Annotated in this window: 20 protein-coding genes; 14 read left to right on the top strand and 6 right to left on the bottom strand. The window is 57.2% G+C overall.

Going from position 1 to position 22,567, the window contains the following annotated elements; genetic code table 11:
• The first annotated feature begins 69 nt into the window (after positions 1–69).
• Positions 70–1,035 carry a glucokinase gene (glk, locus tag IAE48_RS03175; RefSeq protein ID WP_023479899.1) on the top strand — a complete coding sequence of 322 codons (966 nt, stop codon included), beginning with the start codon at positions 70–72 and terminating at the stop codon, positions 1,033–1,035.
• Here glk and IAE48_RS03170 read toward each other — a convergent pair.
• Together IAE48_RS03170 and IAE48_RS03165 are read right to left on the bottom strand one after the other, a co-directional pair.
• Positions 1,032–1,760: a LytTR family DNA-binding domain-containing protein gene (locus IAE48_RS03170; protein WP_094421429.1), complete on the bottom strand. Its 729-nt coding sequence runs from the start codon at positions 1,758–1,760 to the stop codon at positions 1,032–1,034. The two genes, glk and IAE48_RS03170, sit on opposite strands and share 4 nt — an antisense overlap.
• An 11-nt stretch (positions 1,761–1,771) precedes the next feature.
• Positions 1,772–3,457 carry a sensor histidine kinase gene (locus tag IAE48_RS03165; protein WP_094421427.1) on the bottom strand — a complete coding sequence of 562 codons (1,686 nt, stop codon included), beginning with the start codon at positions 3,455–3,457 and terminating at the stop codon, positions 1,772–1,774.
• 387 nt (positions 3,458–3,844) lie between these two features.
• Between IAE48_RS03165 and alaC the strand changes: the two genes are divergently transcribed.
• A complete protein-coding gene (gene alaC, locus IAE48_RS03160) occupies positions 3,845–5,086 on the top strand; it encodes an alanine transaminase (protein WP_042716508.1) in 1,242 nt (413 codons plus the stop codon).
• 61 nt (positions 5,087–5,147) lie between these two features.
• On the opposite strand, the gene ypdK is transcribed toward alaC, so the two are convergent.
• Positions 5,148–5,219, bottom strand: a complete 72-nt coding sequence (gene ypdK, locus IAE48_RS03155) for a membrane protein YpdK (protein WP_099458783.1) — start codon at positions 5,217–5,219, stop codon at positions 5,148–5,150.
• Between the two features lie 462 nt (positions 5,220–5,681).
• Between ypdK and hutI the strand changes: the two genes are divergently transcribed.
• The 11 genes from hutI (at position 5,682) to IAE48_RS03100 (ending at position 18,336) form a co-directional block, all read left to right on the top strand.
• Entirely contained in the window at positions 5,682–6,908 is a 1,227-nt protein-coding gene (gene hutI, locus IAE48_RS03150) for an imidazolonepropionase (protein ID WP_200133440.1), read from the top strand.
• Positions 6,905–7,861, top strand: a complete 957-nt coding sequence (gene hutG, locus IAE48_RS03145; RefSeq protein WP_200133439.1) for a formimidoylglutamase — start codon at positions 6,905–6,907, stop codon at positions 7,859–7,861. The genes hutI and hutG overlap by 4 nt, the downstream gene beginning before the upstream one ends.
• Before the next feature lie 40 nt (positions 7,862–7,901).
• A complete protein-coding gene (locus tag IAE48_RS03140; protein WP_054803852.1) occupies positions 7,902–8,639 on the top strand; it encodes a histidine utilization repressor in 738 nt (245 codons plus the stop codon).
• A 139-nt stretch (positions 8,640–8,778) separates the two neighbouring features.
• Positions 8,779–10,464 (top strand): urocanate hydratase, encoded by a 1,686-nt coding sequence (gene hutU, locus IAE48_RS03135; protein WP_200133438.1) that lies wholly within the window; start codon positions 8,779–8,781, stop codon positions 10,462–10,464.
• On the top strand, positions 10,461–11,996 hold the full coding sequence (hutH, locus tag IAE48_RS03130; protein ID WP_200133437.1) for a histidine ammonia-lyase: 1,536 nt from the start codon (positions 10,461–10,463) through the stop codon (positions 11,994–11,996). The genes hutU and hutH overlap by 4 nt, the downstream gene beginning before the upstream one ends.
• 219 nt (positions 11,997–12,215) lie before the next feature.
• On the top strand, positions 12,216–12,719 hold the full coding sequence (locus tag IAE48_RS03125) for a type IV secretion protein Rhs (RefSeq protein ID WP_200133436.1): 504 nt from the start codon (positions 12,216–12,218) through the stop codon (positions 12,717–12,719).
• Positions 12,720–13,079: a putative T6SS immunity periplasmic lipoprotein gene (locus IAE48_RS03120; protein ID WP_200133435.1), complete on the top strand. Its 360-nt coding sequence runs from the start codon at positions 12,720–12,722 to the stop codon at positions 13,077–13,079.
• Positions 13,080–13,174: 95 nt separating this feature from the next.
• Positions 13,175–13,807 (top strand): DNA-binding protein, encoded by a 633-nt coding sequence (locus tag IAE48_RS03115; RefSeq protein ID WP_200133434.1) that lies wholly within the window; start codon positions 13,175–13,177, stop codon positions 13,805–13,807.
• Between the two features lie 191 nt (positions 13,808–13,998).
• A complete protein-coding gene (locus IAE48_RS03110) occupies positions 13,999–17,214 on the top strand; it encodes a molybdopterin cofactor-binding domain-containing protein (protein WP_200133433.1) in 3,216 nt (1,071 codons plus the stop codon).
• Between the two features lie 11 nt (positions 17,215–17,225).
• A complete protein-coding gene (locus IAE48_RS03105) occupies positions 17,226–17,690 on the top strand; it encodes a (2Fe-2S)-binding protein (protein ID WP_200133432.1) in 465 nt (154 codons plus the stop codon).
• Positions 17,691–17,703: 13 nt separating this feature from the next.
• Positions 17,704–18,336 (top strand): NTP transferase domain-containing protein, encoded by a 633-nt coding sequence (locus tag IAE48_RS03100; protein ID WP_200133431.1) that lies wholly within the window; start codon positions 17,704–17,706, stop codon positions 18,334–18,336.
• 6 nt (positions 18,337–18,342) lie between these two features.
• Here IAE48_RS03100 and IAE48_RS03095 read toward each other — a convergent pair whose 3' ends face one another.
• Positions 18,343–19,218: a LysR family transcriptional regulator gene (locus tag IAE48_RS03095; protein ID WP_200133430.1), complete on the bottom strand. Its 876-nt coding sequence runs from the start codon at positions 19,216–19,218 to the stop codon at positions 18,343–18,345.
• 115 nt (positions 19,219–19,333) lie between these two features.
• Here IAE48_RS03095 and IAE48_RS03090 point away from each other — a divergent pair, with 115 nt between their 5' ends.
• The gene (locus tag IAE48_RS03090) at positions 19,334–20,548 is read left to right on the top strand and encodes an alpha/beta fold hydrolase (RefSeq protein WP_200133429.1); all 1,215 of its coding nucleotides are present in this window, start codon (positions 19,334–19,336) and stop codon (positions 20,546–20,548) included.
• A 53-nt stretch (positions 20,549–20,601) separates the two neighbouring features.
• Here IAE48_RS03090 and IAE48_RS03085 read toward each other — a convergent pair whose 3' ends face one another.
• Both IAE48_RS03085 and IAE48_RS23990 read right to left on the bottom strand, forming a co-directional pair.
• Entirely contained in the window at positions 20,602–21,540 is a 939-nt protein-coding gene (locus IAE48_RS03085; protein ID WP_200133428.1) for an omptin family outer membrane protease, read from the bottom strand.
• Between the two features lie 263 nt (positions 21,541–21,803).
• Entirely contained in the window at positions 21,804–22,529 is a 726-nt protein-coding gene (locus IAE48_RS23990) for a mechanosensitive ion channel family protein (RefSeq protein ID WP_370568937.1), read from the bottom strand.
• Between the last annotated feature and the right edge of the window lie 38 nt (positions 22,530–22,567).

Here is a 22,567-nt window from a genome sequence, read left to right as displayed (position 1 = left end):
TGTCGTTACAGCGCCTTGAATTTACAGTGTGCCAAAGATTTATTCTGACTTTAGCGGAGCCGTAGAAGAATGAAAAAATATGCTTTAGTGGGAGACGTGGGCGGCACCAACGCGCGCTTAGCGTTGTGTGATGTCGAGACCGGCGACATTTCCCGGGCGAAGACCTATTCAGGTCTTGATTACCCGAGCCTGGAAGCGGTCGTTCGCGTTTACCTCGAAGAGCACGAGGTGAGTGTGGAAGATGGCTGTATCGCCATCGCTTGCCCCATCACCGGCGACTGGGTGGCGATGACCAACCACACCTGGGCCTTCTCCATTGACGAAATGAGGCAAAACCTCGGCTTCGCGCATCTGGAGATCATCAACGATTTCACTGCCGTTTCGATGGCTATCCCGATGCTGAAAGCGGAACACCTGATTCAGTTTGGCGGCAACGCGCCGGTTGAAGGCAAACCGATTGCCGTTTACGGCGCTGGCACCGGTCTTGGCGTCGCGCATCTGGTGCATGTGGATAAGCGCTGGGTGAGTCTGCCGGGCGAAGGCGGCCACGTCGATTTCGCCCCGAACAGCGAAGAGGAGGGAATTATCCTTGAAGAGCTACGGGCTGAAATTGGGCACGTCTCCGCCGAGCGCGTGCTCTCCGGTCCCGGGCTTATCAACCTCTACCGCGCGATTGTCAAATCAGACGGTCGCCTGCCGGAAAACCTGCAACCAAAAGATATTACCGAGCGTGCATTGTCGGACAGCTGCACCGACTGTCGCCGCGCGCTGTCGCTGTTTTGCGTGATTATGGGCCGTTTTGGCGGCAACCTGGCGCTCAATCTCGGCACGTTTGGCGGCGTTTACATCGCGGGTGGCATCGTGCCGCGCTTCCTTGATTTCTTCACCGCATCCGGTTTTCGCGGCGGCTTCGAAGATAAAGGGCGCTTCAAAGCCTATGTGCAGGATATTCCGGTCTACCTGATTGTTCACGATAACCCAGGCCTGCTGGGCTCCGGCGCACATTTGCGCCAGACGCTGGGTTATGTCCTCTAAAGATTCATCAGTTGCCTGAATTCTTTTACCTTGCTGCGGCTGACGGGCACCTGAAAGTCCAGGTCCCGCAGTCGCAGAATATAGGTGTTGTTAAACCAGGGTTCGATCTCGCGGATCTTGTCCAGATTAACGCAGTATGAGCGGTGGCAGCGGAAGAAGTGCGCCGTTGGCAGCTTGCTGCAAAACTCGGTAATATTCATCGGCATCACGTACGATTCCCGCCTGGTATAGACAAACGTCATCTTCTCGTGCGCTTCTGCGTAATAGATGTCGTGAATACTGGTGACAATAATCCGCTCATCTTTTACCAGGTTAATGGTGGCGTTTTCCCGCGATTGCGGGCTGCTCGCGGTACCAGCCTGCTGCTGCCAGGCGCTCTCCAGCTTCTGCAACATATTGACGATGCGTGACTCCTGATAGGGTTTCAGGATGTAGTCAAACGCTTCCAGTTCAAACGCCTCCACCGCATGCTCTTTCCACGCGGTGATAAAGACAATAAAGGGTTTATGAGCGAACTGGCTGATATTCTGCGCCAGTAACACGCCATCCAGCGACGGGATGTTGATATCGAGAAAAATGGCGTCCACGCGGTTGTGCTGTAAATACTTCAGCACGTCGAGACCATCATCGAACGTGCCGACAATCTCCATCTGGCTGTGTTCACGAATAAGCCAGCTTAGCTCCTGCTGCGCCAGGAATTCATCTTCTACAATGATGACTTTCATCTTCTCTCCGGTCAGGGCAACAGCGTCGCGCGCGACGTCTGGCGGGGCACATAAAAGGCGATTTCGGTGCCCGGCGTCAGGCGGCGAATATGCAGCCCTTCGCCATACAGTAGTTTCACCCGCTGATGAACATTCAGCAGACCAATTTTATTCCCCGGCATTTCGTCTGCTTCGACGCGGGCGATCATTTCAGGGGCAATGCCGTTGCCGGTATCGCGCACCGCAATGCGCACCCGGTTGCCGCACTCTTCCACGCTAATGGTGACTACGCCTTTGCCTTTGCAGGGCTGAATACCGTGAACAATCGCATTCTCTACCAGCGGCTGGATCAGCAGGCTCGGGATCACGCAGCTCACCTCTTCATCGATATCGTAGATAACCGTCAGCTTATCGCCGAAGCGCGCCTGCTCAATGGCGATATAGTCCTTGATTTGGTAAAGCTCTTTTTTAATGTCGATCTGCTCATCATCTTTTAATTCAATGTTATAGCGCAGATAGCGCGACAGATTGTAAATCAGCTGGCGCGCGGTATCGGGATTGAGGCGAATGGATGAGGAGATAGCATTCAGGGCGTTAAAGAGAAAGTGGGGGTTAATTTTACTTTGCAGTGCGCGCAGCTCCGCTTTATTGGCCATCTCGCGCAGCTGTTCGGCGCGGGAGACTTCTAACTGCGTTGAGATAATCTGCGATAAGCCGACCGCCATATCCTGCAACGCCGAGGTAATCTGATGCGCGTGGCAGTAGTAGATTTTCAGCGTTCCGGTGACGATGCCCTGTTCGCGCAGCGGGATCACCAGCATGGAGTGGATCTCCGGCGTGCGGTGCGCTTCATCATTGTTTTTAATGATAATTTCACCGGTGGTAATCGCCTGCTGGGTGGTCGGGCTAATAATATCATCGTTGTCGAGGTAGTTATTTTCGCCCACCCCGACATACGCCAGCACGTGATCAACGTTGGTGATCGCCACCGCATCGGCGTCAATATCGCGGCGAATGATGTCGCACACCTGGCGCAATGACTCGCTGTTCACATTGCGAAATAGCGGCAGCGTTTTATTGGCAATATCCAGCGCCAGCCGCGCCTGCCGCCCGGCAATTGCCTCTTTTTCCCCCTCGACGCTCTGCACCAGCAGCACAATAAAGCCGATACAGACGGTGCCGAAGATCATCGGCGCACCGATTTTCGCCACAATATCCAGCCCCAGCGCGGTAGAAGGCGCCCAGATCACCACCAGCAGCATGGTCAGGCTTTCGCAAATCATCCCGCCGATGATCCCGGCGCGCCAGTGCTGGGCTTTGGGAAACTTTCGGTTAATCAGCCCCGACATCACGCCGGCGATAATACTGGTGATAAAACAGGGCACGGCGGTCACCCCGCCGATATCAATCAGGTAGCGGTGTGTACCGGCGATAATGCCGGTAATAATGCCGACCCAGGGCCCGAAGAGGATGCCGCCGGACATCACGGCAATAATGCGCACGTTGACCAGCGATCCCTCCACCGGCACGCCGGACCAGGTGCTGAACAGCGCAAACAGAGAGAAGATCGCCGTTACGCCGAGCAGCTCTTTCGGTGAGTGGGCGGTTTTATGCAGCAGCTCGCGAAACAGGCGGATGCGGATCAGAAAGAAGAGGCAGATCAGCATCAACGCCGCGCGGTCAAAAACCGCCAGCAACATGTCGAATATTTCGTGCACGGGGGACTCATGTGATAGAGGTCAAAGGGCTATGATAAAAAACCCGGCGGCAGATCACCAGTTAACCATTGATTAGATGAATGGGGAAAAACCATTTTTTAAAAAGGGGATTAAAAGATATCCGACGCAGGGCCGGAATTACGATAACCCGGCTGGGTGTAAGGTAATTTTCTTTTTATCATCTTGTTAATGAGAAGCTACTCTCATGCTTTTAAGCGGCAATCACTTTTCGGTTGCTCAAATTGCGTTTCCTCTTTTTTCGCTCCCTCACTATTTTTTCGTTTCCCTCTCGACAGCGGGAATTTAATCAGGCTATGTTCTGAACAGGCTGCACATGCAGCGACGTCGCTCGGACGGTCCGGGCGCTAACGTAACTTCGAGGAATCTATGGCTGACTCCAGTCCTGAACGCCGTTTCACGCGTATCGATCGTCTTCCCCCCTATGTTTTCAATATCACTGCTGAACTGAAAATGGCTGCGCGACGCCGCGGCGAGGACATTATCGATTTCAGTATGGGCAACCCGGATGGCGCCACTCCGCCGCATATCGTGGAAAAACTCTGCACCGTGGCGCAGCGCCCCGATACGCACGGGTACTCCACCTCGCGCGGTATTCCGCGACTGCGCCGGGCTATTTCACGCTGGTATCAGGATCGCTACCAGGTGGATATCGACCCCGAAACGGAGGCGATTGTCACCATTGGCTCGAAAGAAGGGCTGGCGCACCTGATGCTGGCAACGCTGGATCACGGTGATACCGTGCTGGTGCCCAACCCGAGCTATCCGATCCATATCTACGGCGCGGTGATCGCCGGTGCGCAGGTGCGATCGGTGCCGCTAGTGGAAGGGGTCGACTTCTTTAACGAGCTGGAGCGGGCGATCCGCGAAAGTTACCCGAAGCCGAAGATGATGATTTTAGGCTTCCCGTCGAACCCGACCGCGCAGTGCGTTGAGCTGGAGTTTTTCGAGAAAGTGGTGGCGCTGGCGAAGCGTTACGATGTGCTGGTGGTGCACGATCTGGCCTACGCCGATATCGTGTTTGATGGCTGGAAAGCGCCGTCTATTATGCAGGTACCCGGCGCGCGGGATGTCGCCGTTGAGTTCTTCACCCTGTCGAAAAGTTACAATATGGCGGGCTGGCGCATTGGCTTTATGGTCGGTAACCCGACGCTGGTCAACGCGCTGGCGCGTATCAAAAGCTACCACGATTACGGCACCTTCACGCCGCTACAGGTTGCGGCAATTGCCGCGCTGGAAGGGGATCAGCAGTGCGTGCGCGATATCGCCGCGCAGTATAAGCGCCGCCGCGATGTGCTGGTCAAAGGGCTGCATGAAGCGGGCTGGATGGTGGAGATGCCGAAAGCATCGATGTACGTCTGGGCGAAAATCCCGGAGCAGTATGCGGCGATGGGCTCGCTGGAGTTTGCGAAAAAGCTGCTGAAAGAGGCGAAAGTGTGCGTCTCGCCCGGCGTCGGCTTTGGTGATTATGGCGATACCCATGTGCGCTTTGCGCTGATTGAGAACCGCGATCGTATCCGCCAGGCGGTGCGCGGCATCAAAGCGATGTTCCGCGCTGACGGCCTGCTTCCCGTAACGCCAAAAGGGGCAGCGGAAGAGACCCAGCCATAACAATCAGCCATAAAAAAAGGAGCCGCATGGCTCCTTATTTTTTTCTGCGCTATGGCTCAGGCTAGATCATCAGGGCGAATGTGCCGGCCCACACGATAACCATCACCGATATGCCCATAAAGAAATATTTCACGTTCATCGCTCCGCACACAAAGTATGCATTAATGATCTGTCAGGACTGAGTATAGAGAGGTGAAACTACGCCAAAACGAAAATGAGAATTTTCTCCCTTTCGGCCACAGCGCCATCTCAGAATTTCGGGTGATTTCATCACCAAACGGGGGCTAATGTACGCTTAATTTTTTGCCCTTACAAGAGCCTTTTTTCTATTTAATTTTAGCAACTTACAGAGTGTCGGGCTTTGGCGACACAATACTTTCACTGCTAAATAAATTGCCCTTGGGCGACGATTTTTTTGCCCTGCTGAAACGCTTCATTTGCGGTTGAAATATAAGGCGAATTTTATGTGGTGCGTCACAGTTTGCTGCTTGCAGCCATGTTATTGGCGGCACTGCCCGCAGCAAACGCGCCGCAGAGTTGACAAGCGAATCATTATGCAAATAAATGTCTATACAACACATGACAAGAGAACCATATGATTGAGCTGACCTCTGACGATCGTCTGTGGCGTAACGCAACGCTTGCGACCATGGATCCCACGCGAGCAGAACCCTATGGCCTGCTTGAGCGCCATGCCATCGTGGTGCGCAACGGGCAGATCCGGGCAATCGTGCCGGAGAGTGAATTGCCCGCGCACGCGCCGCAGAGCAGCGATCTGCAGGGCCGTCTGGTGACGCCCGGTTTAATCGACTGTCATACTCATCTTGTTTTTGCCGGAAACCGCGCCCAGGAGTGGGAGCAGCGGTTAAACGGTGTTTCGTATCAACAGATTAGCGCCGAAGGCGGCGGGATCAGCTCAACTGTGCGGGCGACGCGAGAGTGTCACGAAGACGAACTGCTTAATCTTGCGCAGTCACGGCTTGTGCGGCTGATGCGCGAAGGCGTCACCACGATTGAGATCAAATCGGGCTACGGGCTGGATGTCGCCAGCGAAGAGAAGATGCTGCGCGTGGCCGGTACGCTGGCGCAAAACAACGCGGTGGAGGTGAGCCGCACGCTGCTCGCCGCGCACGCTGCGCCGCCGGAGTATAAAACGGACCCGCAGGCCTACATTGATTTGGTCTGCAACACCATTTTGCCCACCCTGGCGGACAAAGGGCTGTTTGAAGCGGTAGATGCGTTTTGTGAAAACGTCGGCTTTACTCCGTCGCAAACCGAGCAGGTGTTTCGCGCCGCGCAGGCGCTCGGTATTCCGGTGAAAGGTCATGTTGAGCAGCTCTCCTCGTTGGGCGGCGCGGAGCTGGTCAGCCGCTTTAAGGGCTTATCTGCCGATCATATTGAGTACCTGAGCGAATCGGGCGTGATGGCGATGCGCGCCAGCGGGACCGTTGCTGTTCTGCTGCCCGGTGCCTTCTATTTTCTTAATGAAACGCAAAAACCGCCGGTCGCCCTGCTGCGCCAGCAGGGGGTGCCGATGGCGGTGGCGACGGATTTCAACCCTGGCACCAGCCCGTTTGCCAGCCTGCATCTGGCGATGAATATGGCCTGCGTGAAGTTTGGCCTGACGCCGGAAGAGGCCTGGGCGGGCGTCACGCGTCATGCCGCGCAGGCGCTTGGTCGTAAGCAAACCCATGGTCAGTTGGCCGCCGGGTTTGTCGCCAATTTTGTCGTATGGGACGCTAATCATCCGGTGGAGATGATCTACGAACCGGGACGTAATCCGCTTTATCAACGTATTTTCCGTGGCGAGGTCACTGCATGAATTTATGGAAGCCGGTAGCGCCTGCGTGCTGGCAGGGCAGGGATGACAGCGGCGAAGCGGCAAATGCCCTGCGCCTGTTTCAGACCGTCACTCAGGCGGCGATGTTTGCGCCCGAGCAGCACTGCGGCAAGACGGCGCTGCTCGGCTTTGCCTGTGATGAGGGCGTGAAGCGCAATCAGGGACGCGCGGGGGCCGCGAAGGGGCCGTTTGCCCTGCGTACAGCACTGGCGAATATGGCCAGCCACGCCGGGCATCAACATCTTGTTGATCTGGGGAATATTGTCGCCAGGCCGGAGGCGCTGGAGCAGGCGCAGCAGGCGCTGCATGATGCGGTACTCGCCTGCCAGCAGGCGCAGATGCGCACGCTGGTGTTTGGCGGCGGGCATGAAACGGCGTTTGGTCACGGCTCGGCAATCCTTGATGCTTTCCCCGATGAGCAGGTTGCGATTATCAATCTCGATGCGCACCTCGATTTACGCCACGCGGCGCGCGCCAGCTCCGGCACGCCGTTTCGCCAGCTGGCCCAGCAGTGCGACACTCAGCAGCGCGGCTTTCACTACACCTGTTTCGGTGCCAGCCTGGCGGCCAATACCCAGGCGCTGTGGGATGAGGCAACGCGCCGTAACGTGACGGTAGTTGAGGATCTGGCGCTGTTAAACGCCTTTGAAACCGAAGCGCTACCCGAAATTAAACGCATCATTGAGCAGTACGACAGGATCTATCTGACCATCGATCTCGACGTGCTGCCCGCCTGGGAGATGCCCGCCGTCTCCGCGCCAGCGGCGCTGGGTGTGCCGATGCATCTGCTGCTGCGCATTATCGAACCGCTGTGTCGCAGCGGCAAAGTGCAGGCGGTGGATTTAGTGGAGTTTAATCCGACGTTTGATCACGCAGGGCAGGGCGCGAAAGCCGCTGCCCGGCTGGCCTGGCAAATCCTGCACTGGTGGCAGTGATATACTCGCCTGACAAATAACAATAAGGAATTGCCGCGCTATGTATTCCCCCCGCCCCCGGGTGGCTCCGGCCACCGCGCCCGTGCCCTTTTACGAGAAGGTTAAGCAGGCCATCAGCGAGAAGATCGCCGCCGGTATCTGGCGCCCGCACGATCGCATCCCCTCTGAAGCGGAGCTGGTGGCGCAGTTTGGTTTTAGCCGCATGACCATCAACCGCGCGGTGCGCGCCCTGACCGATGAGGGGTTACTGGTACGCTTGCAGGGCGTCGGCACCTTTGTTGCCGAGCCGAAAGGGCAATCGGCGCTGTTCGAGGTGCGCAGCATTGCCGATGAGATTGCCGATCGCCACCATCAGCACCGCTGCGAAGTGCTGCTGCTGGAGGCGCGCGCCGCCGACGCAACTCAGGCCGCGGCGTTAAACGTGGCGGAAGGGACACGCATTTTTCACTCGCGCATGGTGCATTTTGAGAATGGCACCCCGGTGCAGATTGAGGAGCGCTGGGTCAATGCCGATGTGGTGCCGGAGTATCTGCAACAGGATTACACGCAGACCACCGCTCATGCTTATCTGTCGCTGATTGCGCCGCTCACTGAAGGGGAGCACATTGTGGAAGCGGTGCACGCATCGGCTGAAGAGTGCCGCTTGTTGCAAATCCAGGAGCACGATCCCTGCCTGTTGATCCGCCGCCGCACCTGGTCGACATCGCAGATTGTCTCCCACGCCAGCCTGCTTTACCCCGGCTCCCGCTACCGTTTACAGGGCCATTTCGGCTCCTGAGCGCTGTCAGCAGCAAAAGCGTGATTGTTAGCGCACTATCAGAAAAATGTATCTTAAGTGTTAAATCCTGCCTTGCGCGCAATTGTATAGACAAGTATATGTGTTTACACACTCATCGCGTGATTTCAGGAGAACAACGATGTCGCATACCCCCTCTCGCCCGCAGGCGATCCGCGCCCCGCGAGGCACGGCGCTGACGGCCAAAAGCTGGCTGACCGAAGCGCCGCTGCGCATGTTAATGAACAACCTCGACCCGGAGGTGGCGGAAAACCCGCAGGCGCTGGTGGTGTATGGCGGTATCGGGCGCGCGGCGCGCAACTGGGAGTGCTACGACGCCATCGTTCAGGCGCTGACGAATCTGGAGAACGATGAAACGCTGCTGGTGCAGTCCGGCAAGCCGGTCGGCGTGTTTAAAACCCATGAAAATGCACCGCGCGTACTGATTGCCAACTCTAACCTCGTGCCGCACTGGGCCACCTGGGAGCACTTTAACGAACTGGATGCGAAAGGGCTGGCGATGTATGGCCAGATGACCGCCGGGAGCTGGATCTATATCGGCAGCCAGGGGATCATCCAGGGCACCTATGAAACCTTTGTTGAAGCCGGGCGTCAGCACTACGGCGGTGATTTAACCGGGCGTTGGGTGTTAACCGCCGGGCTGGGCGGCATGGGCGGCGCACAGCCGCTGGCGGCGACGCTGGCCGGTGCCTGCTCGCTGGTGATTGAGTGCCAGCAGAGCCGCATCGATTTCCGCCTGCGCACCTGCTATATCGACGAGCAGGCCAGCTCCCTCGACGACGCGCTGGCGAGAATTAAACGCTACACCGCCGAGGGCAGGGCGGTTTCCGTGGCGCTCTGCGCCAACGCCGCCGACGTGTTGCCGCAGCTGGCGCAGCGCGGCGTGCGCCCGGACATGGTCACCGATCAAACCAGCGCCCACGATCCGCTGCATGGCTACCTGCCGAAGGGCTGGACATGGGAAGAGTATCAACGCAAAGCCGAATCCGATCCGCAGCAGACCGTGCAGGCAGCAAAAGCGAGCATGGCGGAACACGTCAACGCGATGCTGGCGTTTCAGCAGATGGGCGTGCCGACTTTTGATTACGGCAATAACATTCGCCAGATGGCGAAAGAGATGGGCGTCACCAACGCCTTTGATTTCCCCGGATTTGTCCCGGCGTATATTCGCCCGCTCTTCTGCCGCGGCATTGGCCCGTTCCGCTGGGTGGCGCTCTCCGGCGATGCCGAGGATATCTACAAAACCGATGCCAAAGTGAAAGCGATGATTAACGATCCGCACCTGCACCGCTGGCTCGATATGGCGCGCGAGCGCATCAGCTTCCAGGGCTTACCGGCGCGCATCTGCTGGGTGGGGCTGGAGTGGCGGCAAAAACTGGGTCTGGCGTTTAACGAAATGGTACGCAGCGGCGAGGTCTCCGCGCCGATTGTGATTGGCCGTGACCACCTTGATTCCGGCTCGGTTGCCAGCCCGAACCGCGAAACCGAAGCGATGCGCGACGGCTCTGATGCCGTCTCTGACTGGCCTTTGCTCAACGCGCTTCTTAACACCGCCAGCGGCGCCACCTGGGTCTCGCTGCACCACGGAGGCGGCGTCGGCATGGGCTTTTCACAGCATGCGGGGATGGTGATTGTCTGCGACGGCAGCGATGAAGCGGCGGCGCGAATTGCCCGCGTACTGCATAACGATCCGGCCACCGGCGTAATGCGCCACGCCGATGCCGGGTATGAGAGCGCCATTGAGTGCGCGGTTGAACAGGGGCTTAACTTACCGATGGTGGCCGCCACCCAGGGGAAACGTTCATGAACATCACGCTACACCTTATTCCCGGCCAGTTGACGCTGGCGCAGCTGCGCGACGCCTGGTGTCAGCCGCTGCACGTCACCCTGGATGAAAGCGCTTTTGCTGATATTGCGCAGAGCGTCGCCTGCGTAAACGCCATTATGGCTGAGGGGCGCACGGCCTACGGTATCAACACCGGCTTCGGCCTGCTGGCGCAGACGCGTATCGCCACCGAAGACCTGGAAAACCTGCAACGCTCGCTGGTGCTCTCCCATGCTGCGGGCGTTGGCGAGCCGCTGGATGAGGCGATGGTGCGCCTGATAATGCTGCTGAAAATCAACAGCCTCGCGCGCGGCTTCTCTGGCATCCGTTTGCGGGTGATCCAACTGCTTATAGATATGCTCAACGCCGGTGTTTATCCGTGGATCCCGACGAAAGGCTCCGTGGGTGCCTCCGGCGATCTCGCGCCGCTGGCGCATCTCTCCCTGACGCTGCTCGGCGAAGGTAAAGCGCGTTTTCAGGGGGAATGGCTGCCCTCCGGCGAGGCGCTGAACCGCGCCGGTCTGGTGCCGCTGAAGCTGGCGGCAAAAGAGGGGCTTGCCCTGCTGAACGGCACGCAAACGTCGACCGCTTTTGCGCTGCGCGGGCTGTTTGAAGCCGAAGATCTCTTCGCTTCGGCGGTAGTATGTGGGGCGCTGACCACCGAAGCGGCGCTCGGCTCCCGTCGGCCTTTCGATGCGCGTATTCACGACGTGCGCGGGCAGCGCGGGCAGATAGACGCCGCTGCGCTCTACCGCCATCTGCTTACCGATGACAGCGCGATTGCGCAGTCCCATCACAACTGCAATAAGGTGCAGGATCCCTACTCATTACGCTGCCAGCCGCAGGTGATGGGCGCCTGTTTAACGCAACTGCGCTTTGCCGCTGAAGTGCTGTTAACCGAAGCAAACGCCGTTTCCGATAATCCGCTGGTCTTCGCTGCACAAAATGACGTTATCTCCGGCGGCAACTTCCATGCTGAGCCGGTAGCGATGGCGGCCGATAACCTCGCGCTGGCGATTGCCGAAATTGGTGCGCTGGCAGAGCGGCGCATTGCGCTGCTGATGGACAGCCATATGTCGCAACTGCCGCCCTTCCTGGTGAAAAACGGCGGCGTCAACTCCGGGTTTATGATTGCCCAGGTGACGGCGGCGGCGCTGGCAAGTGAAAACAAAGCGCTGGCGCACCCGCACAGCGTCGACAGCCTGCCGACCTCCGCTAATCAGGAGGATCACGTCTCGATGGCACCCGCCGCCGGTCGCCGCCTGTGGGAGATGGCAGCCAATACCCGCGGCGTGATTGCCGTCGAGTGGCTGGCCGCCTGTCAGGGGTTGGATCTGCGCGAAGGTTTAACCACCAGCCCGCTGCTGGAGCAGGCCCGTAGCCTGCTGCGCGAGCAGGTCACGCACTATGCGCAGGACCGCTTCTTCGCCCCCGATATCGAGGCCGCCATGACGCTGCTCAGCGCAGGCCATCTGCGGCGACTGCTGCCGAAAATACTTTCACCTGCAAATTGAAAACCAGGCCCGGCACCTACGCCGGGCTTTTTATTGCATTGCTTAAGAGAGCTAATTTGAAGCGTGAGTGGAGGCTGGTTTTCTGATAAATAGGATTTTTTTTAATATTCACCGCTAGAGTGAAAAGCCATCACCCTTTAATGTGCCTGGTCAGTATTGTTAAAGGAGAACAGACGGAAGCAGAGGAATGCGGGATACAAAGAGGGCACGTTACGGCTGATGACGTTGGGTGAAATTGCAATGGCTCGGCGGATCTTCGGCGACAGCATCGTTTATAGCCGTGTATGGGTTCATTGCGACAGTTATTTCCCTTTTGGATTGCAGACACCAGGCACAGCGATGGCACCAAATGGCGAACTCTCGTTTCGTAAAGAGGACTATCACGCAGACTTCTCACGTGCAGATGTTTCGGTGGAAGACAAACATATTTTTATTCATGAGCTGGGGCATGTGTGGCAACACCAGCATGGACAATGGGTAAGAGTGCGGGGGCTGGTGAGCAAATTTGCGAATTACTATTATCAGCTCGATAGGGAAAAATTGACGGATTACCCTCTGGAACAGCAAGCATCTATTATCGCTGATTATTGGCTTCTTCTGGTGTATGGGTTAAATAAATGGATATCTTTTCTTTCTTCGGATAGTCAGGGTAAATACAGCGGGAAGGATCCTATAAGTGAAATTCCGCGCTTATATCGCAAAATTGTTACCGGGCGGGAATAAATGATGAATAAAACGCTGTGGTTAATCCCTCTGTTTCTTCTCACTGGTTGCCCGGGTCCTGGCGATCGTATGGTTAAGAAAATACCGGCTGAGGTAACGACAAAAGAGAATCATCTCTGTATTACCTATGCGGTAAAGCCGGGCGATCGCATCACCTCCCTGCAAATTGGCAGTGAAAGCGGGGAGACATGGTATGAGGTGTTTAATGACAAGCCGGTGCTGCCGCGCAGCGGCGAATGTTTGCCGACCTGGAATTATCCTTTCGCTAAGAGTAAAACCTATACGCTATTTTATGGCCTGAGCAATGACAGCCAGCCCCATAAACAGCTTATCCAGGCCTCATTCACCTTCGCGCCATGACGGCTATCACGGCGCGGTGATAGCGGCTTCCGGTTAGGTCACGGAGTTGGTAAATTGAGCCACGGAGAGTGACTTCATACAGAAGGGAAGGCCGGGTGAGCGGAAAAATTGATTATCAGATTGAGAAATATAGCTTTGCCGACGTCGCCGGTACGCCGCGTCTGGCGCAGCAGTGGCGTGATGTGCTGGATGAGTGCCGCCAGCTTAACGCCGGAGCCGAAGAGCGGCTGCGCATTGCGCTGCTCAATGTTGATTATGTCACCAGCTTTGAGCTTCCCTTCCGTTTACTGCTGACCCGCGCGCCGCAGCTGATTGCTGCGCTGCGCGATGAATTCAGCCTGGCGCAGAAAAATGTCGTGTTTAATGGCAAGCGTTTTGGCTGCGTCTACAGTCTGAAAACTGATTTAAACGACATTCCCGATACCTTCCAGTACCGTCTTGCGACGCGTATCCGGCGCACCGATCCGAGCGGTGCGACGGCCGCGCCCTACCAGCAGATCGCCAAAGAGATAAAAGCCCCGCGCGAGCGGCTGAAACAGGCGCTGGAGTCTGGTTTGCAGGTCACCGCGCTGGATGGGCTGTTCTGGTTTGGGCTACAGCGCATAGCGGCAGATGTGCTGCGGCTGCGCAAAAGCGGGATGGCGATCGCCACCGCTGAAACCGAAGTGTTCGACGATCTCACCGGCACCACGCGGCTGATGCCCATTTACCGCCTCGTCGATAAATAACCTCCGTCGGCGATGAATTTATCAAAGTGATACTCCTTTTCCCGGCTTGATAAGGGCCGGGCGCGCATCTGCCTGCTTTTTATCCGTTATTGCCGCTTTTCGCCCTGTTTCGTCTGTTTTTTACCCAAATTGAAAGTGGCATAGCCATTGCTTATAGCAATCATCCTTTTGCTAGTGGAGAGCGCATAACAATGGAGACGGTGCTGGTTGGCAGTGAAGTAGCCCGCGTAGACGGGCTGGCCAAAGTCAGGGGAACAGCGATTTATGGCGACGATATCCGGCTGAAAAACATGCTTTACGGCGTCTGTCGCTATGTTGATATCGCTGCGGGACGCGTTGATTCAGTCGATATCAGTGAAGCGGAAAAGGTGCCTGGCGTGGTGCGTATCGCCACCTGGAAAGATATCCCCGGCCAGCGCAAGCTGGGAGTGATCATCCCCGATTACCCGCCGATTATCGACAATGAGGTGGCCTATCGCGGCGACGTGATTGCCGTTGTGGCCGCCGAGAGCTATCAGGCCGCCTGCCTGGCGGTAGACAAAATTAAGCTTACCTACTCGCCCTGCGAGCCGATCACCTCCCCGGAAGAGGCCCTGAAACCGGGCGCGCGGCTGATCCACAGCGCGCTTGAGAGCAATGTGATCAACCGCCATCACACGGTAAAAGGGGATATTGAGGCCGGGTTTGCCGCCTCGACCAAGATCATTGAGCGCGACTATGAGGTAGGGTTCCAGGAGCACGCCTATATCGAGCCGGAGTCGATCACCGCGTGGCTGAATGATGACCAGCAGATTATGACCATCGCCGGATCGATTCAGAATGCCCACCGTATTCGCGGCATTGTCGCTAAATACCTCGATCTGCCGCAGAGCAAGGTGAATGTAAAACGCTCGGTGCTCGGCGGCTCGTTTGGCGGCAAAGATGACATTATTGATAATCTCGCCTGCCGCGCGGCGCTACTGGTACAGCTGACGGGGCGTCCGGTCAAGATGACCTATAACCGCGAGCAGTCGATGCGCGAGAGCTATAAGCGCCACCCCTATAAATTGCATTACCGCATTGGCCTTGATGATGATGCCCGCATTCAGGCGATGCAGATCAATATCATCGCCGACGGCGGCAGCTACGCCGGGCAGACGATGTTCGTCACCTGGCGCAGCTCGGTGCAGGCGGCGGGCCCCTATAACATTCCCAACGTGCGCGTCGATATCACCGGCGTCTACACCAACAATAATTACACCTCGGCTTATCGCGGTTACGGCGCGCCGCAAATCATCTTCGCCAATGAATCCCTGATGGATGAAGTGGCAGAGATAGTGGGTCTCTCACCGGTGGAGTTGCGGCTGCGCAATATTCTGCGCCAGGGCGATACCAGCATGGCCGGTCAACGGATGTGCGATCACACCGTCTCGGCGCAGGAGGTGCTGGAAACCTCGGTGCTGAAAGCCGAATTCGAGGCACGGCGGGCGCACTACCAGCAACTGAATGCCGAGGGTGGCCCGGTGCGTTACGGTATCGGCCTGGCGCTCAGCCACCGCGGCTGCTCGCTCGGTGCGGAGGGGCTGGATGCGTCATCCGCGCTGATGCAGGTCAATGCCGACGGCAGTATTAACATCTCCACTTCAGTCTCGGAGAACGGGCAGGGGTTGCAGACCACCATGTCGTTGCTGGCGGCGGAAGCTTTCGGCATTCCGCTTGCGCACGTCACCTTTAGCGAACCGGCGACGGCGATGATTGCCGATGGCGGCTCTACCGTCGCCTCGCGCGGCACGTTGATGGGCGGGCAGGCAATCCTCAGCGCCGCCAACACCATTAAAAATCGGATGGCCGCCGCCATCCTGGCAACCCTGCACGCCAGTGAGATAGCGGATCTGGTATGGCGCGACGGGCACGTCTACAACCGCCATCAGCCGCAACGCCGTCTCACCTTTCAGCAGGTGGTCGATATGACCCGCGCCACTGGCGCGAACTTATCCGCCTACGGCTGGCATGTGGCACCGCCGATTCACTGGGATGAGGAGAAGGGGAGCGGCAGCCCCTATTTCACCTGGGTCTACGGCTGCCAGATTGCCGATGTGGCAGTCGATCTGCGCACCGGCAAAGTGACGGTTAACAGCGTGGTTGCGACCCACGATGTCGGCAAAGTGATCAACCCGGTCGGCTTTAATGGCCAGGTTTACGGCGGCGTGCTGCAAGGGATGATTGGCTACGGCATGCTGGAGGACTTCAATACCGAGCAGGGGGTGGTGAAGTCGGAGAATTTCGACACCTACTTGCTGCCGACCATCAAAGATATGCCGCCAATTATCATCAACGCCATCGAAAATGCCGATAAAGCAGGCCCAATGGGAGGGAAAGTGATTGGCGAGCCGGTGCTTGAACTTGGCGCTGCGGCGCTCAATAACGCGGTCAGTTTCGCCATCGGCCGCTTTAACCGCACGCTACCGCTGACCCTTGAGCAGGTCAGGCTTGGTTATAACCTGAAAAAACCGGCGCGCCAGAGCGAGCGGCTGTTCGATTGCGGCCCTAAAAAAGAGGTGCACCGGCTCAATACGGTGTCGCTGAAAGTGGCGCATACCTTAAAAGAAGCGTTAACCCTGATGGCGGAAAACGCAGCGCAGCCGATTGCCGGCGGCACAGATGTGCTGGTGCAGGCGCGCCTGCGCTGTGACGCGGTGCCGCTGGTCAATATTGCCGGGCTGGCTGAACTGAAAGAGATCTTCGATCTCGACGGCGGGCTGTCGATTGGTGCCGGGGTCTGCTTCAGCGATTTGATTAAACATCCGCTGGTGCAGCAGCGCTATCCCTTGCTTATCACTGCCTGCAAAACCATCGGCTCGTTACAGCTTCGCAACCGCGCCACGCTCGGCGGCAATGTAGTCAATGCCGCGCCCTGCGCCGACTCCCTGCCGCCGCTGATTATCTATGACGCACAGGTGGAACTGCGCAGCCTGCGCGGTACGCGCCGTCTGCCGGTGAGCGAGTTTGTCACCGATGGCTATCGCACCGGTATCGCTGCCGATGAACTGGTCACGCGCTTTATTCTGCCGGTGCCGATGACCCAGCCGCTGGTGGAGTGCTACCTGCAACTGGGGCGGCGCAATGCGCTCAACATCACCAGGCAAAGCCTGAGCGGACAATTTCATGTCGATAGGCGAGGCACCATCCGCATCTGTCGGCTGGTCGACGGCGCGCTGATGCGAAAACCGCAGCGCCTAAGCCCGGTAGAAGAGGCCTTAGTCGGCCAGCCGCTGAACGCCGCCTCGATTGATAAAGCGGCGCAGGTGCTGAAAGGGCTGGTGGATGAAGCCATCGGCGGGCGCTGGTCTGCACCGTACAAAATCCCGGTATTTGTCGATATGTTCCGCCTGATGATGCAGGACGTAATAACCGAGCAGAGCAACTAAGGAGCGCGAAGATGCACCCAATCGAACTGAAAGTGAATGGCATCCGTATTCGCCGCGAGGTGGACGATAACCTGCGGCTTATCGATCTGCTGCGCGACGACTTACGCCTGACCGGCACCAAAGAGGGGTGTTCCGTGGGTGAGTGCGGTGCCTGTACCGTAATGCTTGATGGCAAGGCGGTCTGCTCATGCCTGCTGCTCGCCGCCCAGTGTCACGGTGCGGAGGTGACCACTATCGAAGCCCTGCATCACGACCCGGTGGGCAAACGGCTGCAAAATGCGTTTGTGCGCCACGGCGGCGTCCAGTGCGGCTTCTGCACGCCGGGCGTGTTGATGAGCACTAAAGCACTTTTAGCGGTGAACCACACGCCGGATGACGACGCACTGAAAGAGGCGCTGGAGGGGAATTTGTGCCGCTGTACCGGCTATCAGCCGATCATCACCTCCATCAAAGCGGTGCTGAAGGGCGAGGCGTGAAGAGGGGCAAGCGATGAGTGAAAAGGCGTTGATTGAGTGCGTAATGCTGGCGGCCGGGTTATCCAGCCGGATGGGTGACTGGAAAATGATGCTGCCCTGGGGGGCGGGCACGCTGCTCGACAGTGCGCTTCGCAGCGCCTTCTCGCTCTGCGACCGGGTGATCCTGGTTACCGGGCATCGTGGCGATGAGCTGGCGCGCTACTATCACGGTCAGCCCGCCATTACGCTTGTCCACAACCCTGATTACGCCTCAGGGATGTTCTCTTCAGTAAAGTGTGGCGCGGCGGCGGTCACCTCGCGGCGTTTTTTTCTGGCGCTGGGCGATATGCCAGAAGTGTCGCCCTCGGTTTACAGCGCGTTATGGCAGCATGCGGATCATGACCACTGCCTGGTTCCCGGTTATGACCAGGGCCAGGGCCATCCGGTGCTGCTCCCGGCGCAGGCGCTTGCGCTTATCAGCAACGCGCCCGCCAACAGCAGCTTAAAGACGATTGTTCGCCAGATCGGCACCTGTACGGTTGCCGTCGATGAGCCGGGGATCCACTGCGATATCGATACGCCAGCGCAGTATCGCCAGCGAACCGAGCTTAACCGCTTGCTTGATACGCTGCCGCGGCGGCGCATAAACCCGCGTGGCGGCGAGTAATGTTCTTCAGGCCATGTTTGCCCGGGCGAGGAGAGTCATTAAAAATTCCGCCACCGCTTTGATGCGTGCCGAGGCGATAAGATCGGCATGGGTCACCAGCCAGAGATCTTCGCTCAGCACCTGGCCGGGTGGGATCACTTCGACTAATCCCGGCTGCTGCGCGGCGATAAAGCAGGGCAGCACTGCCAGCCCAAGCCCGGCGTTGACGGCAGAGAGCTGAGTCACCAGGCTGGTGGTGGCAAGCGCAGAGGTTTTATCTTCAACCTGCTCATTAAACCAACGGGCGGCGGGAAGATGGCTGAACGAACTGTCCCAGGTAATAAAGCGCCGTCCGCTCAAGGGGGCATCTTCTGGCGCAGGGTGAGTGCGCAGATAGCGCTCTGCTGCGTAGACCGCCGAGGCCATCACCCCGGCTTTGCGGATCTTCAGCGTGTTTTGCTCCGGGCGCACCAGGCGCAGCGCGATATCGGCATCGTTTCGTACCACCGAGACGGTGTTGACCCCGGTAATCAGCTCGAGGTGGATCGCCGGGTAATCGGCCTGGAACTGCGGCAGGGCCGGGATAATCAGGTGGTTGGCAAGTGTCTCTGCCGTCGCCAGGCGCACGGTTCCCGCCGCTTCGCCATCGCCTCCGGCAAAGGCGTGCTCCAGCGCGCCAATCCGGCTCTCCACCTCTTCGGCATAACTCAGCAGCGCCTGCCCGGCATCGGTAAGAAAGTAGCCGGTCTGATGATGCAGAAACAGGCTGGTCCGCAGGCTGCTTTCCAGTGCGCTAATTCTGCGCGACACCGTCGACTGGCTCACCTTTAGCGTGGCCGCAGTTTTAGTCAGGCTGTTGGTGCGCGCAACGGCCAAAAAGAAGCGTAAATCGTTCCAGTCCATGCTCTCTGTTTTCTGTTTATGCAAAATGATTCGCCGATTTTATCCGTAGTTTTCAAAATATGGAAAAAATAGACTTCTGTTACGGCATTACTATTCGAAAAACAGGAGTGAGCAGATGGAAGTCACAGCGAAGCAGGTCGTGGAAACCTACCTTGCGGCGTTCGCCGCGGGCAGGGTGGATGAGATTGTCAGCCTGCTGGCCGACGATGTGGTGTGGCATATTGACGGCGAGCCAGGCGTCTCGACAGTTGGATTGTTGCAGGGGCCTGAGCAGGTCCGGCGCTGGTTAATGGCTTTCCCGCAGAACTTCAGGCCGCGGGAATTTGTCATTAATGAGATTATCGCGCAGCACGACAGCGTGCTGGTGCTGGGGCGTTTTCGCCACACGGTGGTGAGCACGCAGCACACCGTTGGCAGCGATATGATCATTCACTTCACGGTCACGAACGGGAAGATTCGCCGTTATCAAATCTTTGAAGATTCGGCGCTGCTGGCAAGAGCCTTTAACGAGGATGATGAGTGGTCGCTGCAGCAGGTACGCATCAATGGCACGCTCTACCGTTACCGCGATATCGGCGAAGGGCCAGTGCTGCTTTTTGCCCACTGGCTTTTCGCCAGCCATCACATTTTCGCCGCACAGGTTCAGGCCCTGAGCCACGCTTATCGCTGCATCGTTGTTGATATGCCGGGACACGGCCTGAGCGGGTACGATCCCACCGGCTGGATGCTTGATGATCTGAGCCGCGATCTGGCGCTGATGATTGAGGAACTGGCGCTCGGCAAGGTCACCATCGTTGGGCAGAGCCAGGGCGCGATGGTGGCGCTGCGGCTGGCGGCGAATTATCCGCAGCTTCTGGCAGGCCTTGTGCTGATTGGCACCAGCGCGCGTGCGGAGTTGCCTGAACGGCTGGAGATGTGGCGCAGGCAGCGCGAAATCCTGCTCAGTGGTTCCGATGCGGCGCGGGAGGCGCTTTTTACCACCCTTCAGGCCTATGTAAACAGTGAGGAATGGCTGCAAAACCACCCTCATGAGGCCGCCGAAGAGCGTGCCATGATGCATGCTCACAACCGCGAAGGATTAGCGCTGGCGCTGGATGCCGCCGTGTTTGACCGGGGCGATATCACCCACCTTTTGCCGACGATCGCTGCGCCGACGCTGGTGATTGTCGGGGAAGAGGACAGGGCAACCCCGGTTGAGTTAAGCAAAGAGATCGCCGCGCTTCTGCCCAATGCTCAACTGCTCACGCTGGCAAAAACTGGCCACCATCCGCCAACGGAAGCCGCCGATGCGGTGACGGCGGCGATTGCCGGGTTTATTGCAGCTAAATAGCGGAGATAAAAAAGCCCCATCAGGGGCTTTTTATGCGGTGTCATATCGCGGGTTTAGAAGCGATATTGCAGACCGGCGGTGATGGTGTAGTTTTTGTTGGCAATACCCGCAGCATCGCCACCGATGAATTCCGATCCGCCGTTGGTGGTGTCAATAACCTGCGTCCCGCCTTTGCCCTCTTTATATTTGCTGTAAGTGAACTCAGCAAACACTTTCGCGTGTGGCGTGACGTAGTAGCCGGCATCAAGTGACGCACCGTAATAGCGCGAGTTACTGGTCTTCTCACGGAAGGTGAGGTCGCGCATATAGTGTTCATCGTTATCATGCGCGCGCACCCAGTCACTGAACTTCAGCAGCGCATTGAATTCGAAGTTATCAATGCGGTACTGACCCGCCAGCCCAACATAGGGCATGGTGAAGCGCTGGCTGTAACCAATCCCGCGTTCGCCTGCCGGGAAGTTACCCACTGAGGCGCCGTTGTCATAATCGTAAGCGCCGCCGAGCGCCGTCCAGCTGAATCGCGTCTCCTGATAGCCTGCCACCACGCCCGCTTTATAATTCGCGTCCTGGAAAATCCAGCCTTTCAGGTTGAGATCGAACTCATTGGCGTAATTGACATCCGAGTCAGGATGGGTGGAGTGATCGGTCCAGCCTGACTGGCTTTCATTCAGCCAGTCGTAATCATCCATATGGCCTGCCCCGGAGGCGAGTGACGTCCAGCCGCGGGCGTTGAGGGTTAAAAAGGAGTAGGGGGTCCAGGAGAGATCGCCTTTCACAATGGCGACATTCTTTATCTTCCAGTTAAGCTGGCTGATTTTTCTCCCTGTTATTTCGTCATAGACTAGCTCATTCGATTTACCGCTCAGCATCCCGGCAGAGGCGGAGGCGGAAAAGCTTTCGGGGGAAAAATCGGGGATTAACTGCTCTGAGTCTGCGTACGCGGTACCTGAAATAGCGCCTATCATCATCACTACAATACGAGTTTTTTTCATTTTTCTTTGCTCATATCACAACGGTAATAATGATTTTTGCTACGGGTATAAAGTTCCGCAATGGAAAGGGGTTTTTCTTTTTTTATTTTTTGATAAAGATCCTAAGTGTGAAATATATCTTTTTTTGTCCTTTTCTTTTTTTGTTTATGAATTACGCGCATGCACATTGCGTCGGGAAAATATATTTTCCCGACGCAATGTGTGATGTTTATCTGAGGTAAGGCGCGGGAGGTGACCCGCGCTGCTGTGACCCGCTAAGCTTGTCAGCCTTCGCTGGATGGCGCGCTTTTCTCTATCGCGTGCTGCTGCGATAAACGCCAGAAATCGTGGCCGGCGGGATACTGATATAAGCGCAGGGAGAATTGTCCTGCTACCGCGGTGATATATTCAAATATCGCCGATTGCGTATTCTCATAATCTGCCCACAGAGTTGACGTGGTGAAGCAGTAAATTTCCAGTGGAATACCGGCCGGTGACGGCTTTAGTGTCCTGACGACAATGTACATCTCTTTGACAATATCCTGCCGCTCGGCGAGATAAGCCATTAAGTAGTGGCGGAAAAGCGTCAAATTCGTCAGGCCATTATCAATAAACCAGCTGTCCGCCACGCCCATCGGATCGCGGCCATCAAGCAGTTTTGACAGCGGTTCACTCACGCCGCGTATTGCCAGCATGGGAGCCAGCATCTCCTGTGAGAGAAAGGTCACCGAGTGCTGATCGATATTGGTGCTGCGCATAATGCGGCGCGCGCCGGAGGAAAACATCGCCTGCCAGTTGGTATAGGTTTCGGTGAGGAAGTTTTTTGTCGGAATACGGGAGATGGTGTTATCCCAGTTCCGGATAGTAATGGTGTGCAGCGCGATATCGGTCACTTCACCGCTGAGGTTTTTATCCGGCATCTCAATCCAGTCTCCGAGTTGCAGGACATCATTTGAGGAGACCTGCACGTTGGCGACCAGCGAAAGCAGGGTGTGTTGAAACACTAGCATCAGCACCGCCGCCACCGCACCGAGGCTGGAGATAATAA

Origin of the sequence: Kosakonia sp. S57 (genome assembly GCF_016516575.1) — a bacterium.
GTDB classification, from domain to species: domain Bacteria; phylum Pseudomonadota; class Gammaproteobacteria; order Enterobacterales; family Enterobacteriaceae; genus Kosakonia; species Kosakonia cowanii.
The sequence above is the reverse complement of the archived record's forward strand: the minus strand, read 5'-3'. Positions and strand labels throughout refer to the sequence as shown.

Bases quoted from the DNA above. Each gene is read 5' to 3' on its own strand.
- glk (WP_023479899.1), top strand. From the start codon at position 70: ATGAAAAAATATGCTTTAGTGGGAGACGTGGGCGGCACCAACGCGCGC.
- IAE48_RS03170 (WP_094421429.1), bottom strand. From the start codon at position 1,760: ATGAAAGTCATCATTGTAGAAGATGAATTCCTGGCGCAGCAGGAGCTA.
- alaC (WP_042716508.1), top strand. From the start codon at position 3,845: ATGGCTGACTCCAGTCCTGAACGCCGTTTCACGCGTATCGATCGTCTT.
- hutI (WP_200133440.1), top strand. From the start codon at position 5,682: ATGATTGAGCTGACCTCTGACGATCGTCTGTGGCGTAACGCAACGCTT.
- hutG (WP_200133439.1), top strand. From the start codon at position 6,905: ATGAATTTATGGAAGCCGGTAGCGCCTGCGTGCTGGCAGGGCAGGGAT.
- IAE48_RS03140 (WP_054803852.1), top strand. From the start codon at position 7,902: ATGTATTCCCCCCGCCCCCGGGTGGCTCCGGCCACCGCGCCCGTGCCC.
- hutU (WP_200133438.1), top strand. From the start codon at position 8,779: ATGTCGCATACCCCCTCTCGCCCGCAGGCGATCCGCGCCCCGCGAGGC.
- hutH (WP_200133437.1), top strand. From the start codon at position 10,461: ATGAACATCACGCTACACCTTATTCCCGGCCAGTTGACGCTGGCGCAG.
- IAE48_RS03125 (WP_200133436.1), top strand. From the start codon at position 12,216: ATGACGTTGGGTGAAATTGCAATGGCTCGGCGGATCTTCGGCGACAGC.
- IAE48_RS03120 (WP_200133435.1), top strand. From the start codon at position 12,720: ATGATGAATAAAACGCTGTGGTTAATCCCTCTGTTTCTTCTCACTGGT.
- IAE48_RS03110 (WP_200133433.1), top strand. From the start codon at position 13,999: ATGGAGACGGTGCTGGTTGGCAGTGAAGTAGCCCGCGTAGACGGGCTG.
- IAE48_RS03105 (WP_200133432.1), top strand. From the start codon at position 17,226: ATGCACCCAATCGAACTGAAAGTGAATGGCATCCGTATTCGCCGCGAG.
- IAE48_RS03100 (WP_200133431.1), top strand. From the start codon at position 17,704: ATGAGTGAAAAGGCGTTGATTGAGTGCGTAATGCTGGCGGCCGGGTTA.
- IAE48_RS03095 (WP_200133430.1), bottom strand. From the start codon at position 19,218: ATGGACTGGAACGATTTACGCTTCTTTTTGGCCGTTGCGCGCACCAAC.
- IAE48_RS03090 (WP_200133429.1), top strand. From the start codon at position 19,334: ATGGAAGTCACAGCGAAGCAGGTCGTGGAAACCTACCTTGCGGCGTTC.
- IAE48_RS03085 (WP_200133428.1), bottom strand. From the start codon at position 21,540: ATGAAAAAAACTCGTATTGTAGTGATGATGATAGGCGCTATTTCAGGT.
- IAE48_RS23990 (WP_370568937.1), bottom strand. From the start codon at position 22,529: ATGCTAGTGTTTCAACACACCCTGCTTTCGCTGGTCGCCAACGTGCAG.